Genomic DNA, 14,286 nt, shown 5'->3' on the forward strand with positions numbered 1-14,286 from the left:
AAAGCGATGCTCGTTTCGATGAAAGATATACTAAGTGCTGCTAATCGAGGAAAATATGCGGTACTAGCTATAAACTGCTTTAATTTGGAAAGCGCTTGTGCAACGGTTAAAGCAGCTGAAAAAAGACGATCGCCCATCATTATTGATTTACTGCAAGAACATATGGAAAAACATATTGCGAAAGAAATATTATTACCTTCGGTGGTGAAGATGGCAAAACTGGCTACTGTAGACGTAGCGATTAATCTTGACCATGGTAAATCGGTAGATTACGTAAAAGAGTGCATAGTAGATGGATTTACAGGCGTTATGATTGACCAGTCAGAAGGAAATTTTAAAGATAATGTTCGAATTACAAAAGAGATTATGGACTGTGCCCTACCTAAAAATATCGGTGTGGAAGCTGAAGTCGGTAATATGGGAGCCGTGAAGAATGGCCAATTTACAAAGCAGGAGATGTATACCGATCCAAAGGAAGCAATCAAATTTATTAGGCGAACAAATGTAACCGCTTTAGCGATATCGTTTGGCTCATCCCATGGTGTGATGCCTAAGGATTTTATTCCAAAGTTTAACTTTGATATCGTCAAAGAAATTAAGAAGGCAACGGGAATTCCGCTCGTTATGCATGGTGGATCAGGATGCGGAAAAGACAATATTGCAAAAGCCGTTACAGTGGGAATAAATAAAGTTAACGTAGGGTCAGATATTTTAAAAGCACAATCGGAAGCTGTCTATATACAACAACAAGAGGATAGATATATGGATTATGTAGATTTACTGCAGATAACGATGACCGAAGCTGAAAAGGCTGTTGATGAATATATCGATGTTGTTGGCTCAACTAATAAGACATCAGTAACTTTATAAATTTAAAGTTTGTAATAAAAATTGGAGGAAAAATTTTATGTTAATTAATATGAATCAATTATTATCAGTGGCTAAGAAAAACAATTTTGCTGTAGGAGCTTACAATGTGTCTAATGCGGAATTATTAAAATCTGCTGTTGAGCAGTGTGAAGCAGATAATGCTCCAGCAATTATAGCCGTACATCCAACAGAAATGGCCTATGCAAAAGATGACTTCTTTGCATACGTATTACAACGAATTAGAAATAGTAAAATACCATTTGTATTACATTTGGATCATGGTGATACTTTAGAAAATGTAGCAAGAGCGATTCACAATGGTTTTAGTTCAGTAATGATTGATGCTTCATTAGAAGAATGGCAAAATAACGTTGACATTACAAGAAAAACAGTTGATATGTGTCATTTAGTTGGAGTATCAGTAGAAGCAGAATTGGGTACGATCGGACAAACTGGAAATCATATTAAAGAACATTTGCAAAATGGAATCTATACTAAGCCAGAAGATGCAGAACGCTTCGTGGATGAAACAGGAGTAGATACCCTCGCGGTGGGAATTGGAACGGCACATGGAATTTATCCTACTGATGTTGAGCCTAAAATCAGAATCGATATTCTAAAGCAAATTACGGATGTTGTTGATATACCTTTAGTTTTGCATGGAGGATCTTCAAACCCAGATAGTCAAATTGCTGATGCCGTACACAATGGTATTTCAAAAGTTAACATTTCATCGGATTACAAATATGCATTCTTTAAAGAAGCGCGTAAAATTCTCAAAGAAGATGATGGCTGGGATCCAAATAATTTGTTCCCTAAGGCAATTGAAGCAGCTAAAGAAGTAGTACATCACAAAAATGAACTCTTTGACTCGCTTGATAAAGCTGATCTTTACCAAGGAATGGATCCTTGGAGGGGACAGTTGTTGTAAGGGAATGATACAAAATATTAAAGAGTAGCTATTAACACAAAATCGTTGCTTAATTTTAATGATTAGGCAATGATTTTTTGTGTGGCTTTAGTACTTTTAAATCACGCGAGAAACTTACTCCTGGAAAGTTTAGGGAGATAATTTTGCAATAAATAGCCGAATAAAAGCTCTGGTCATACTTTAATCGCTAATTGACTCTCCTTAACAATCTTGGTATATTCTTTTTAGGTTAAAGAAAGCGCTTTCTAAAAAGGAGAATCACAATGAAAAAAGCACGGTGGAAGTTGTTACTCGCGGGACTAGCATTATTAGGTGGAATTAGTTTAGGTCAAAATATTATTTCAGCTAACACCACCATCCGGGTGGGAACGTATAATTTAAGGGCACCTAAGAAAAACGACACTAATAAACAAAAAGACCTGTTGGAAAATGATCAAGTAGAAATCGCTGGAACTCAAGAGATTAATTATAAAAATCACCGTTTTTCAGGTAAAAGTAAATATAATACGTTAACTAACTTCAAGGATGATTACTTTAAGAACATTTTTTACAGCAACGCAATTGATTTTGCGGGAGGTGGGTACGGAATTGCAACGGTATCCGCTTTGCCACTGCAATATTCTAAAACTGTAAAGCTATACAGTAGTGAGGCTGGGAAACATCTCCAAAAACTAAAAAAAGCCTATCGTGAATATAATCCAGATAAAAAATCAACGATGAAAAATTTGGATAAGTTAACTGCCAAGTATGGTAAAAAATTAGTTGAGCCTCGGGTATATCAGCGCTCGATTCTTGAAAAAGATGGCAAGAAAATTGCATTTTATAACACTCACTTAAGCTATGAGTCGACGAAGATTCGACAAAAGCAGTTCAAAGCGTTGGCAAAGGCGATGAGGAAGGATAAAACTCCTTATAAGGTTTTGGTGGGAGATTTTAACGCTGATCAAAATACTACGGAGTGGAAAACTTTCAAGAAAAATTTCAACATTACCAATGGTAAAGATGGAATCTGGCGGGATACCTTTATTGGTGAAGATCCAACCATGAACGTTAATTCAATTGATAATATCATTACAAGTAAAAATATCAGTATTTCTAATATCCATACTATTAAATCGACGGCGTCAGATCACGTTCCGTTGGTTGCAGATTTGACGCTTAAATAAAAAATTTAAAAATTCTTATTAGCATTTGCCCGATGTTAGTAAGAATTTTTTGAAATTTGGCCTTTAAAGAATAACCGCTTACTACGGTATAGAAAAAGTAGCTTCCCTAGGTGTGCCTATTAAAAGCTGAATTACGGATAAAAGCGCTCAATAGAATGCTGTCTGTTAATGGCTTTGATAGGCTCACCTTTAAGTAGAATACAGGAGAAGCTGTTGGTTTGCGTATATAAAAATAGGCGATAAAGTAATTGCATTTTAAGGCGGCATGTATATACTGAAGATATACAAGACGAAGGGGCTGAATACATTGGCAAATGACAGCGTAAAAATTAGAAAATCTGGCAACTCCAGTATTTTAACCGTTCCAAAATCAATTATCCCAATGGCAACGTCATATCGAGTTTATCAAGGACGAGACGGAATGATTGTGTACGTTCCTGAAAAAGATAACCCATTTAAAAATGCAGATTTTATTGCTGAGCATGAAAATAGCATTCAAAAAGAAGCGGGTGGGGGGCAGCTTTTTAACAATGAACTCGCAGAACAATGAGTACATTCCTGATAAGCAAGATTTAATTGAAATTGATTTTGATCCGGCAGTGGGAAAGGAAATAAAGAAACGTCGTCCAGCGCTAGTAATTAGTAATCGGGGATATAGTCAAGTTACGGGCTTAGTGGTAATTGCCCCCATTACTCACGCTAATAATAATCGGCTAAAAGATTTTTTCGTACCGGTGGTGAGTGCGAAAGTTAGTGGATACGTGAATCCGTTACAATTTTTTACGTACGATTTTAGAAAACGGCATGCACGTAAGCTTGATTTGCTTCCGACGCCCGCCTTTGTCGAAGCTCGGCAATGCATTTTAAACATCATGGATTAGTTAATTATGGTAAACAGGTTGTTATTTAAAAAATAGCAATCTGTTTTTTTACTGCCAGAAAAGTGACTCTTTTTAAGAAAATGTCCGTCGCTAAATTTAACAGTAAACCATGACCAATTGAAAAATAAAATATAACTATTTCTTGACAACCTGCTTTATTCGATATATCCTAATCACATACTTACAAAAAGTAAGCAAAATTAAAGCTTACTGCACGGGGGGATTCAACATGGCAAAAATGAAGGCGGGCCAAGCATTGGCTCAAGTATTAAAAAGTTGGAACGTTGATCATATTTACGGGATTACGGCCGATTCCATTAATAATACGGTGGACGGACTTTACCAAGAACGGGATGGCTTGAAGTACATTCAAGTTCGTCACGAAGAGGTTGGTTCTTTAGCAGCAACGGCGGATGCAAAATTAACTGGTAAAATCGGGGTTAGTTTTGGGTCGGCTGGTCCGGGTGCTACGCACATGTTTAATGGGCTATATGATGCAAAAATGGATCACGCTCCGGTGTTGGCACTAATCGGGCAATCTAGTACGGAAGTGATGAACACTAACTTCTTCCAAGAAATGAACCAAGACCCAATGTTTGTGGACGTGGCGGTTTTCCATAAGCAAGTGGTTAGCGCCGCGCAAATCCCATACGTGGTCGACGAAGCGATTCGGGCGGCCTACGCGCAAAAGGGACCGGCTGTAGTAATTATTCCGGATAATTTATCAGGACAAGAAATCGACTACACGCCAATTAAGACGCCGAAGATTTACCAACAACCGGTTCATTCGGCAATTGATGATTCAGCGATTAACGACACCATTGCGGCGCTGAAGGCGGCTAAGCATCCGGTGCTTTGGATTGGACGTGGTGTTGCTGGAGCACGGCAACAAGTTATTCAATTCTCTGAAGACTTTCAAACGCCGGTGGTTACGGCAGTTCCAGGAACGGGAATTATGCCGTCAGACCATCCTAGTTTTATGGGTTCCATGGGTCGCTTAGGAACTAAGCCAGCCTTTGAGGTTGCTCAAAAGGCAGACTTAATCTTGTTTGTGGGAACCAACTTCCCATTTGCCCGCTTCTGGCCGGACAACGTTAAGGTTATCCAGGTTAACAACAATCCGGAAGATTTGGGTAAGCAACGCGATGCGGGCATGGCGATTTTGGCTGACGCTAAGGAATTTTTGGATGCGGTATTGGCGCAAAACGTCAAGCTTTCAGCAAGCAAATGGCTCCAAGCCGCGCAAAAGGATAAGGCAAACTGGGACGCATGGCTTGAAAAGTTATCCAAAGATGACCACCAAGGATTGCGTGCTGAAAGCGTAATGGCAGCGATCAAGGATCACGCTGCAGATAACACAATCTTCGGGCTCGACGTTGGTAATAATACGGAATGGGCAATTCGCCAAATTCCGTTGAACCATGACCAGAAATTTACGTTGTCCGGTTGGTTTGCCACAATGGGTTACGGTTTGCCAGCTGGAATGGCTGCTAAATTAAGTTACCCTGATCGTCCGGTGGTTACCATTTCTGGTGACGGTGGCTTTGCAATGGTAATGCAAGACCTGCTTACGGAAGTTAAATACGAAATGCCAATTGTTAACGTAGTTTTGGAAAACAAGTCCTTTGGTTTTATCCAACACGAAAAGTTAGTTGCGAACCAAGCACCGTACGGGATTGATTTGCAAGGCGCAAACTGGGCTGGGGTAGCCGAGAATATGGGCGCAATTGGTTTGACGGCTACGGATTTGTCTTCGTTAGCGCAAGCCTTTGATAAAATTGACGAACTTCAAAAGGCGGGAAATACGAAGCCGATTGTTCTGGATGCCAAAATCGTAAACAACGATCCCGTGGACACATCGTTTATGCCATTGGATCCCCAAATCTTCGATGAAGCAACCATCAAAGCTTTCCGGGAACAATACGAATTGACGGATGGCCAACCAGCACTCAGTGAAATTTTAAATGAGCTTGGGGAATAATTGCAGTAAAAAAATACCGTTTGGCCATTTTGACCAGACGGTATTTTTATGTGTAAAGTAATAGCGCAGTGTTTTCAAAATAAGGAGATATATTAAATACGGCGATAACTTAGTTGTATAGAGGTTTAGTTATCTGAATTATTCAAAATGATAAGTTAAATTTTCATTGCGAAATTCGCCAGGGGTGATCCCCATAAATTGTTTAAACGTGTGCACAAAGTGACTTTGACTAGAATAATGCAATAGGCCACTGATTTCTTTTAACGAAAGTTCGGTAAAAAGCAACAAATGCTTGGATTCCTGAATTTTCTTGTGGTTAATGTACACGTGAATCGGCTGGCCAACTTCTTTTTTAAACTGGGTGGAGATTGAAGTTTTATGTCGGTTAGTGAAATCAGCCAAATCAGCGAGGGTAATCCGATCGTAAATGTGTTCATCGATATAATTTAGCATTTTTTGCACCAATTGATTTTTGGTTGCGTACTGGTAGGAATGAATCATGTCCATAAATTTGTAGGAGGCTTCCTGGACGGAAACCAGACATTCTGCATAAGTGTAAATGCTTTGCAAACGTTGCAATAGGGCATCCGAAAGGCTGAACGCTTGCTCGGCTGGGACGCCGTCTTCGATGCTGACCCGGGTCAAAATCGTGATTAACCCCGCATATTTATATTTCAAGCCCTCCAAGTCACTGTCCGATAGTTTGACTTTGTAGGTATCCGCCATCTTTTTGAATAACCACTTTATCTTATCTGGCTCGTTTCGCCGAATTGCTTCAACGTAACGTCGTTCAAATTCGTAGGAATCAAGGGTATTCTTTTGGTCGCGGCGACTCGAGAGGTTTTGAACTAAATGATAGTTAGTGGATTTGTAGACTCGATCATAATACCAGTGTTGCTTTTGGTCTTGCCCCAAGGTTCCACGGATGATTGCAAAAATTAGGTTGGTAAATCGTTCAAAACCTTCTCTTGAAGACTTGCTATAGTGGATTCCAGCAAAATAAGTGTGCCCTTGGAAATGAATTGAATCCGATCCAGCTTCCAATGCGCCACATGGGCCTATCATTACGGTTCCAGTTCCGTATTCAGGAAGTTCAAAAGCAAAATTACTATAAAAGAAAGCGCCCTTTTTAAAATAACGGATCTCGTTGGGGTGAGTTTCTTCCAGGACTTGTTCTTTAAAGTTCCGGGAGCTCCAGTTAGTTTTGGGAATCACGATTTCGTATTGATCATTAACTAGGAATAAAGGAATTAAATATTCCTTATATAACTGTTCTAAAACATATTTTAAGGTTGCGTTATCCATGATCATCCCGTCCTTTGGCTTAGCAGTTAACTTTATCCTAGCTGGTTGTAAGGGGAAAAGCAATTAGAAAGGGATTTTTGAAAAGTGGGACATGTTTCATAAAATGACACGCGTTACAAGTCGTGAATACGAGTTGCAAGACTGTTGAAAACGCTTTAATAAACAAAGGCCGCCCACTATGATGTAAATGTAAACAAGCTAAGTTACATGAAAGGAAGTTTTGGAAATGGCAAAACGCGACTATATCGATACAAATACTTACACCCAGGAAGAAATCAGGTTCATGATTCACCTCGGACTGAAATTAAAGGAAGCCATCAAAAACGGATATTACCCACCATTGTTGAAAAATAAGACGTTAGGAATGATTTTTGAGCAAAGTTCTACTAGAACCAGAACGTCTGCGGAAGCCGCAATGACGGAATTAGGCGGACATGCGCAATATTTAGCACCTGGGCAAATTCAACTTGGTGGACATGAAACCATTGAAGATACTTCCCAAGTACTTGGACGAATCTTGGATATTATTGGCGCCCGGGTTGATCGGCACAAGACGGTTGCGGAAGTTGGTAAATACGCCAAAGTTCCGGTGGTTAATTTTATGAGTGATTATAACCACCCCACTCAAGAATTGGGAGACATTATTACCATGCAAGAGCACCTTCCGGAAGGCAAACAATTGAGTGATTGCAAGATTGTGTTTGTGGGAGATGCCACACAAGTTTGCGTGTCCACAATGTTTATGGCAACTAAGATGGGGATGGACTTTGTACAATACGGACCAAAGGGATTCCAAATGAAAGACGACGTGGTTAAAGTGGGCAAACAAAACGCCAAAAAATACGGCGGAAGTGTCACCATTACTGAAAATGCTGACGAAGCTTTACAAGATGCAGATTTTGTTTACACGGACGTTTGGTACGGCTTGTATGATGATGAAATGCCAAAGGAAGAACGAATGAAAATTTTCTACCCTAAGTACCAAGTGAACGCCGAATTGATGGCAAAGGCAAGCAGTCACGTTAAATTTATGCATTGTCTACCAGCTACTCGAGGGGAAGAAGTAACTGACGAAGTTTTGGATTCCAATTATTCGATTGTTTGGGATGAAGCGGAAAATCGGAAAACGGCGATGCGAGCAATTTTTGTTTATTTGCTGAATCCCACTTTAGAATATGCTTCGCCGGCAGTGGCAGCGCATTATGATGCTGAATTAGAATTAATGCTACGAAATGCTCCTGAAAGACGGCAAGGCTAACCCCGTTTTAAGCGCATGGCGCGTGATAGATTGGAGATTATATTATGGAAACGGGAAAAAAGAAATTCAAACTATTTGATGCAGTATTGATGTCGGTAGTGGTAATTTTGGTAGTTGAATCAGCCGCTCCGGCTGCTGCGATTGGTACTTCACAATTCTTTTGGTGGATTTTTCTCTTAGGGTTGTTTTTCTTGCCTTACGGTTTAATTTCCTCCGAATTAGGAACAACTTATACAGGAGACGGCGGCTTATACGACTGGGTGAAACAAGCCTTCGGTTCTCGATGGGGCGGCCGGCTAGCGTGGTTATATTGGATTAACTATCCGATTTGGATGGCGAGTTTGGCAGTGCTTTTCACCCAGGTGGCGGAAACCATTTTTAACCTAAAGCTAGGAACGTGGCTTGCAGTTGGTATTCAATTAATTTTCGTGTGGTTCGTGGTAATCGTCGGCAACCAACCGGCCTCCGAAAGTAAATGGATTATGAATTTAGCAGCATTCGCGAAAATTTTTACCATCCTTTCGTTAACGGGATTAGGAATTTACGTAGCGGTAACTAGGGGAGTGGCAAATAGTTTTGCGCCGCGGGAATTTTTACCCCAAATGAACATTAACAGTCTAAGTAATTTATCGATTATTATTTTTAATTTCCTAGGTTTTGAAGTGGTTGCTACCATGGCGGATGATATGGACAATCCGCGCAAGCAAATTCCACAAGCAATTATTTATGGGGGAGTTTTAATTGCAGTATTCTACTTGATGTCGGCCTTTGGTATGAGCGCAGCAATTCCTACCAACGAGTTGTCAGCATCGAGCGGGCTACTAGACAGTTTTATCCTCTTGATTGGTAAAATGAACTGGTTTGTCGTTGTTATCGGAGTTTTATTCTTGTACATTTTAGTTTCTGAAATGGTATCTTGGGCACTAGGAGTTAATTACGTAGCGGATTACGCAGCGAAAGATCATGTTTTACCAAACGTGTTTGGGATTGAAAATAAGCAGCATATGCCGGTTGGAACAGGGTATTTAAACGGTGTGGTAGCTACCATCTTAATCGTGGTTGCTCCCCTGATTCCTAATCAAGACATTTTTTGGGCATTTTTCTCTTTAAACGTAATTGCCCTTCTGCTTTCGTATACGATGATGTTTCCAGCTTTTTTAAAGCTTCGTAAAATTGATCCCCAACGGGAACGCCCGTTTAAGGTTCCCGGTGGGAAAGGGTTACTGTGGTGCATGACATGGATTCCCGAGTTTTTACTTTTACTGACGGTAATCTTTACTGCAGTACCCTTGAATACTACAGCTGCAGAATTATCTGCCAAGGTGCCGATTTTAATTGGGGTTATTGTTACCCTAGTAGTTGGTGAATTAGTTGTTAGAATTGCTGAACGTCGAGAAGTTAACCAACGTTTAAAAATAAAGGAGATGCAAAAATGAAGACCTTAGATAGTACCCCTAAAAAAGATGGATTTAGAATGCCAGGAGAATTTGAAGAGCATGCGGGTGCCTACATGTTATGGCCCCAGCGCCCCGATAATTGGCGAAACGGCGGTAAGCCCGCCCAGAAAACTTTTGCGCAGGTAGCCGAGGCAATCGCCGAATTTGAACCAGTGACGGTGGGCGTGAATGATGATCAATACGAAAACGCCCGGAATATGTTACCTGACCAGGTGAAAGTAATCGAAATTTCCAATAACGATTCTTGGATTCGAGACTGTGGCGCGACCTTCGTGAAAAATGATCACGGAGAATTGCGTGCTGTAGATTGGACGTTTAATGCCTGGGGAGGTTTGGTAGACGGACTTTATTTCCCATGGGATAAGGACGATCGTGTTGCTCAGAAAATGGCAGAATTGGAACAAACAGATCGGTACCGGCTTGATGATTTTGTGTTAGAAGGTGGATCAATCCACGTAGATGGGCAAGGTACCTTAATTACTACGGAAGAATGCCTATTATCGGAGGGCCGTAACCCACAACTTTCTAAGGCTCAAATCGAAGAAGTGCTTAAAGAACACCTCAACCTGGAAAAAATCATCTGGTTGAAGAAGGGAATCTACCAAGACGAAACAAACGGACACGTGGATAACATTGCTAATTTTGTTAAACCTGGGGTAGTCGCCCTTGCTTGGACGGATGATCAAAATGATCCCCAATACGAAATTTCTAAAGACAATTTGGCGATTTTGGAAAATGCAACGGATGCCCAAGGTCGCAAACTTAAGGTGGTTAAGTTAAGAGTTCCTAAACCAGTACTGATCACTAAAGCAGAAAGTGAAGGGGTGGACGCGGTTGATGGCACGTTACCAAGAACGGAAGGCGAGCGTCTAGCAGCTAGTTACATCAACTACTACACCGCAAATGGCGGGATTATTTTCCCACTATTTAACGACCCTATGGATAAGGAAGCTCAAAAAGTGTTGAGCGAACTATATCCAGATCGCAAAGTGGTAGGTGTTCCCGCACGAGAAATTTTACTTGGTGGAGGAAATATTCACTGTATTACTCAGCAGGTTCCTCAACGCTAAGATGAGGAAAATAATTGAGGTGGGAAGAAAAGCATAATCCTACCTCAATTTTTATTTTCAAATATGGAGAACTAATTGAATAAAATTAGCGTGTGCTTCATGTTTTGAGAGTAAAATTAATTATCCGTAATTCAGCAATTTTTCGAATAAAGAAGGAGAATTACGAAAAAAAGTCAGAAGGGATTAATTGGCAATGAAGTTAACAGCAATTCCCCAACAGGATGGTTTTTGGATGCCAGCCGAATTCGAATCCAAGGGACAAAGTTTAATGATGTGGCCGCAACGCCCCGATAATTGGCGTAACGGTGGTAAACCAGCACAAAAATCTTTTGTACAGTTAGCAACATTAATAGCAAATTATCAGCCAGTAACGGTGTTTGTAAACGAAAATCAATATAAAAATGCGCGAGCGATGTTACCAACCCAGATTCGGGTTTTAGAAATGAGTAATAATGACGTTTTTATTAAAGATACGGGACCGATTGAATTGGTTAATGCTGATGGAGTCGTGCGTTGCATGGACTTTGGGTTTAATGCCTGGGGCGGATTGCTTGATGGTCTTTATTTTCCTTGGGATAAGGACCAGGAGGTAACCGGAAAGTTAGCTGACTTATTTGGCTGGGACCGTTACCAGTCGGACTTTATTTTAGAAGGCTGTTCGGTAGTGACTGATGGGGAAGGAACCTTGATTACTACTGAGGAAGTGGTACTTTCGGAAGGGCGCAACAAGGGAATTACTAAGGCTCAAGCCGAAGAGGTTTTCCAAAATTATTTGGGTGCCCAAAAGGTGATTTGGCTTCCGGAAGGATTTTTCTTAGATGAAGCTGGGGGTGACGTGGATAACATGGCTAATTTTATCCGACCAGGCGAAATTGTTTTGTCATGGACCGATAATCCGGGCGATCCGCAGCACCGGATTAGTCAGCGTGCTTACGACATTTTAAGTCAGACAACAGATGCTCGTGGACGAAATTTAATAATTCATAAAATGGATTTGCCACAGCATCCGGTAAAGTTGACTGCACTGGAAGCAGAAGGGGTCGATCCAATTAACGGAATGTTACCCCGCACGGAAGGGCAACGGTTAACCGCTACTTATGTTAATTATATTACGCTTGACCAGGCGATTATTTTCCCGGAATTTAACGATCCTAATGATCAAAAAGCCCGCCAAGAGTTAGCTAACTATTATCCTGACCGGGAAATAATTGGTTTTCCCGCTACCGAAATATTAACGGGTGGGGGCGGATTACATACAGTCGTGCTTAACATGCCTGGACATTAATGGAGGGTGGCTTATGAATTTTTTTGACATTGTAGAGTCACATCTCAGTACGTTAACCAAAAATGAACAAGCACTATTTGACTACGTAGTTTCCAACATGGATAAAATTAAAAACCAAAGTATTCGCGAAGTTGCTAGTGAAACTTACGTATCGACTTACGTATCGACGGCAACGTTCCTACGTTTCGTCAAGAAAATTGGATTTGTGGGGTTTAGCGAATTCACCACGGTAATTAAATATACCGTCCTTAACGAAAAAAACGAGCAAGAAAAAGAGATGCCGTTCGAAGTTAGCCAGGTTGATTATCGAGAAGAATACCTAAAAAATATTACTGAATCAGTCCGGGTAATCCCACCTAAGAAATTACACGAGATTACTAAACAACTGGCTAACCATCCTACCATTTATCTGTTTGCTAAAGGAATTAGTAAGTATGCGGCAGATTACGTATATTACGTTTATACGATGGCGGGTTTTACGGTGAAGTATCCCCGGGATCGCGATTTTCGGCGAATGGCCATTAAACAAGTTAAATCGGATGATTTAGTTTTCATGCTTACGTATAACGGCCGCAACCGCGAGTTTTTAGAAATGATTAAACAGTTAAAAGGAGCGGCGCAAACACCTTTTTTGATTTCAATCACCGAGCCGGATAACAACACAATCCAGAATTTGAGCGATATTAATTTATATATTTTTGCTGACGTAATCGAGGTTAACGACGTTGAAATTAGTTCACGAGTTTCTACAATTGCGTTGATGGAATTGATTTTGTACCAATATATTGAAGATTATGGCGGTCAAGATTTTAACTTTATGAAAAAATAAATAGTGGAATTGGAATCCGTTGGAGAGAATTCTAATTCCACTATTTTTGTTATCCCTGGCAGACAATATTAAGGATGGCAAGCAGCCATCGTATGTCAAAGAAATTTAATGGTCAATTTACTACAAATTCATCCAGCAAGTGCTATGCTTAACGTAACAAGAAGGTTCATTGAAAGGAGCTCATTCAAATGGATATTCAAAATAATTTGATTACGTTGGCAGATGGCAATCAGATGCCACAAGAAGGCTTTGGATTATATAAAGTTCGTGGACAAGCAGCGGTTGACACGGCGGCAAAAGCAGCCTACGAAAATGGCTACCGGTTGTTTGATACGGCACAACTCTACGAAAATGAACAAGAAGTGGGAAATGCGTTTAAAAAGTTTGCGATTCCTCGGGAAGATATTTTTGTGACTACCAAAGTGACGGAGGCGCGGCAAGGTTATGACGAAGCGATTGCCTCGGTAAAAGAATCCCTGAAGAAGTTGCAAATGGACTACGTCGACCTATTATTGATCCATTGGCCAGTTCGTCAACACTTTTTTGAAACGTGGCGCGCGTTTGAGGATCTGAAGAAGGCGGGCTTGACCAAGTCAATCGGGGTCAGCAACTACCAAACTATTCATTTGGAATATTTGGCAACTAAGGCGCACGAAATGCCGGTGGTTGATCAGGTGGAAATGCATCCCTTCTTAACCCTTAAACCAGTGATTGAATTTAATAAGCAACACGACATCGTTACTCAGGCGTGGAGCCCATTAGGACGCGGAACGGTGCTTGACCAGGAAGTGCTTAAGGAGATTGCGGATAAGTACCAAAAATCGCCTGCTCAAGTGGTTTTGCGGTGGCACTTGCAAAATGGGGTGGCGTTCATCCCGAAGTCGGTGCATGAAGAACGAATTGCCCAAAATGCCGACATCTACGATTTTGAACTGTCTGATGAAGAAATGAAGCAAGTCGACAAGCTAAATAAGTTCGCAAGAACGGGCCGCGAACCAGAATTGACGTATGAATATGGACGGATGTATTAAAAAGAGCGTGGAAGCCACCGGGTAATTTTCGAGGATTAACTAGATTTTAGGTTTAATCGCGGTTTGAGCGATTAGACCTAAAATTTGGTTAACCGGAAAAAATTGGTGGCTGGAACGCGTTTCCGCGAAGCCGCAGAAGAACGCCGGAGGTTTAAAATATGGGAGTAATCGCGGTTTGAGCGATTACTTCCATAATTTAGTTAGCCGGAAGGAGCTGGGTTT

13 protein-coding genes are annotated in these 14,286 nt (G+C 40.8%); 12 read left to right on the forward strand and 1 reads right to left on the reverse strand.

Going from position 1 to position 14,286, the window contains the following annotated elements; all coding sequences use genetic code 11:
- Positions 1 to 6: 6 nt before the first annotated feature.
- From NYR25_00685 to spxB, 6 genes are all read left to right on the forward strand, one after another.
- Entirely contained in the window at positions 7 to 870 is an 864-nt protein-coding gene (locus NYR25_00685; protein ID UWF33956.1) for a class II fructose-bisphosphate aldolase, read from the forward strand.
- A 37-nt stretch (positions 871 to 907) separates the two neighbouring features.
- Positions 908 to 1,801, forward strand: coding sequence for a ketose-bisphosphate aldolase (locus NYR25_00690; protein UWF33957.1), 894 nt, complete (start codon positions 908 to 910; stop codon positions 1,799 to 1,801).
- A 263-nt stretch (positions 1,802 to 2,064) separates the two neighbouring features.
- Positions 2,065 to 2,967 (forward strand): endonuclease, encoded by a 903-nt coding sequence (locus NYR25_00695; GenBank protein UWF33958.1) that lies wholly within the window; start codon positions 2,065 to 2,067, stop codon positions 2,965 to 2,967.
- Between the two features lie 307 nt (positions 2,968 to 3,274).
- Entirely contained in the window at positions 3,275 to 3,517 is a 243-nt protein-coding gene (locus NYR25_00700) for an antitoxin of toxin-antitoxin stability system (protein ID UWF33959.1), read from the forward strand.
- Positions 3,498 to 3,848: a type II toxin-antitoxin system PemK/MazF family toxin gene (locus NYR25_00705; GenBank protein ID UWF33960.1), complete on the forward strand. Its 351-nt coding sequence runs from the start codon at positions 3,498 to 3,500 to the stop codon at positions 3,846 to 3,848. The genes NYR25_00700 and NYR25_00705 overlap by 20 nt, the downstream gene beginning before the upstream one ends.
- Positions 3,849 to 4,077: 229 nt before the next feature.
- Positions 4,078 to 5,829, forward strand: a complete 1,752-nt coding sequence (spxB, locus tag NYR25_00710; GenBank protein ID UWF33961.1) for a pyruvate oxidase — start codon at positions 4,078 to 4,080, stop codon at positions 5,827 to 5,829.
- 138 nt (positions 5,830 to 5,967) lie between these two features.
- Here the strand turns inward: spxB and NYR25_00715 are convergent, their stop codons facing one another.
- On the reverse strand, positions 5,968 to 7,134 hold the full coding sequence (locus NYR25_00715) for an AraC family transcriptional regulator (protein ID UWF33962.1): 1,167 nt from the start codon (positions 7,132 to 7,134) through the stop codon (positions 5,968 to 5,970).
- A 226-nt stretch (positions 7,135 to 7,360) separates the two neighbouring features.
- Between NYR25_00715 and ptcA the strand changes: the two genes are divergently transcribed.
- The 6 genes from ptcA to NYR25_00745 all read left to right on the forward strand — a co-directional run bounded on the left by ptcA (position 7,361) and on the right by NYR25_00745 (position 14,064).
- Entirely contained in the window at positions 7,361 to 8,392 is a 1,032-nt protein-coding gene (ptcA, locus tag NYR25_00720; GenBank protein ID UWF33963.1) for a putrescine carbamoyltransferase, read from the forward strand.
- Between the two features lie 44 nt (positions 8,393 to 8,436).
- Positions 8,437 to 9,828 carry an APC family permease gene (locus NYR25_00725; GenBank protein UWF33964.1) on the forward strand — a complete coding sequence of 464 codons (1,392 nt, stop codon included), beginning with the start codon at positions 8,437 to 8,439 and terminating at the stop codon, positions 9,826 to 9,828.
- A complete protein-coding gene (aguA, locus tag NYR25_00730; GenBank protein UWF33965.1) occupies positions 9,825 to 10,919 on the forward strand; it encodes an agmatine deiminase in 1,095 nt (364 codons plus the stop codon). The genes NYR25_00725 and aguA (NYR25_00730) overlap by 4 nt, the downstream gene beginning before the upstream one ends.
- A gap of 193 nt (positions 10,920 to 11,112) precedes the next feature.
- Positions 11,113 to 12,204 carry an agmatine deiminase gene (gene aguA, locus NYR25_00735; GenBank protein ID UWF33966.1) on the forward strand — a complete coding sequence of 364 codons (1,092 nt, stop codon included), beginning with the start codon at positions 11,113 to 11,115 and terminating at the stop codon, positions 12,202 to 12,204.
- A gap of 13 nt (positions 12,205 to 12,217) precedes the next feature.
- A complete protein-coding gene (locus NYR25_00740) occupies positions 12,218 to 13,033 on the forward strand; it encodes a MurR/RpiR family transcriptional regulator (GenBank protein UWF33967.1) in 816 nt (271 codons plus the stop codon).
- Positions 13,034 to 13,221: 188 nt separating this feature from the next.
- Positions 13,222 to 14,064 carry an aldo/keto reductase gene (locus NYR25_00745; protein UWF33968.1) on the forward strand — a complete coding sequence of 281 codons (843 nt, stop codon included), beginning with the start codon at positions 13,222 to 13,224 and terminating at the stop codon, positions 14,062 to 14,064.
- The last annotated feature ends 222 nt before the right edge of the window (positions 14,065 to 14,286 follow it).

Origin of the sequence: Pediococcus acidilactici, assembly GCA_024970065.1 — a bacterium.
Lineage (GTDB): Bacteria > Bacillota > Bacilli > Lactobacillales > Lactobacillaceae > Pediococcus > Pediococcus acidilactici_A.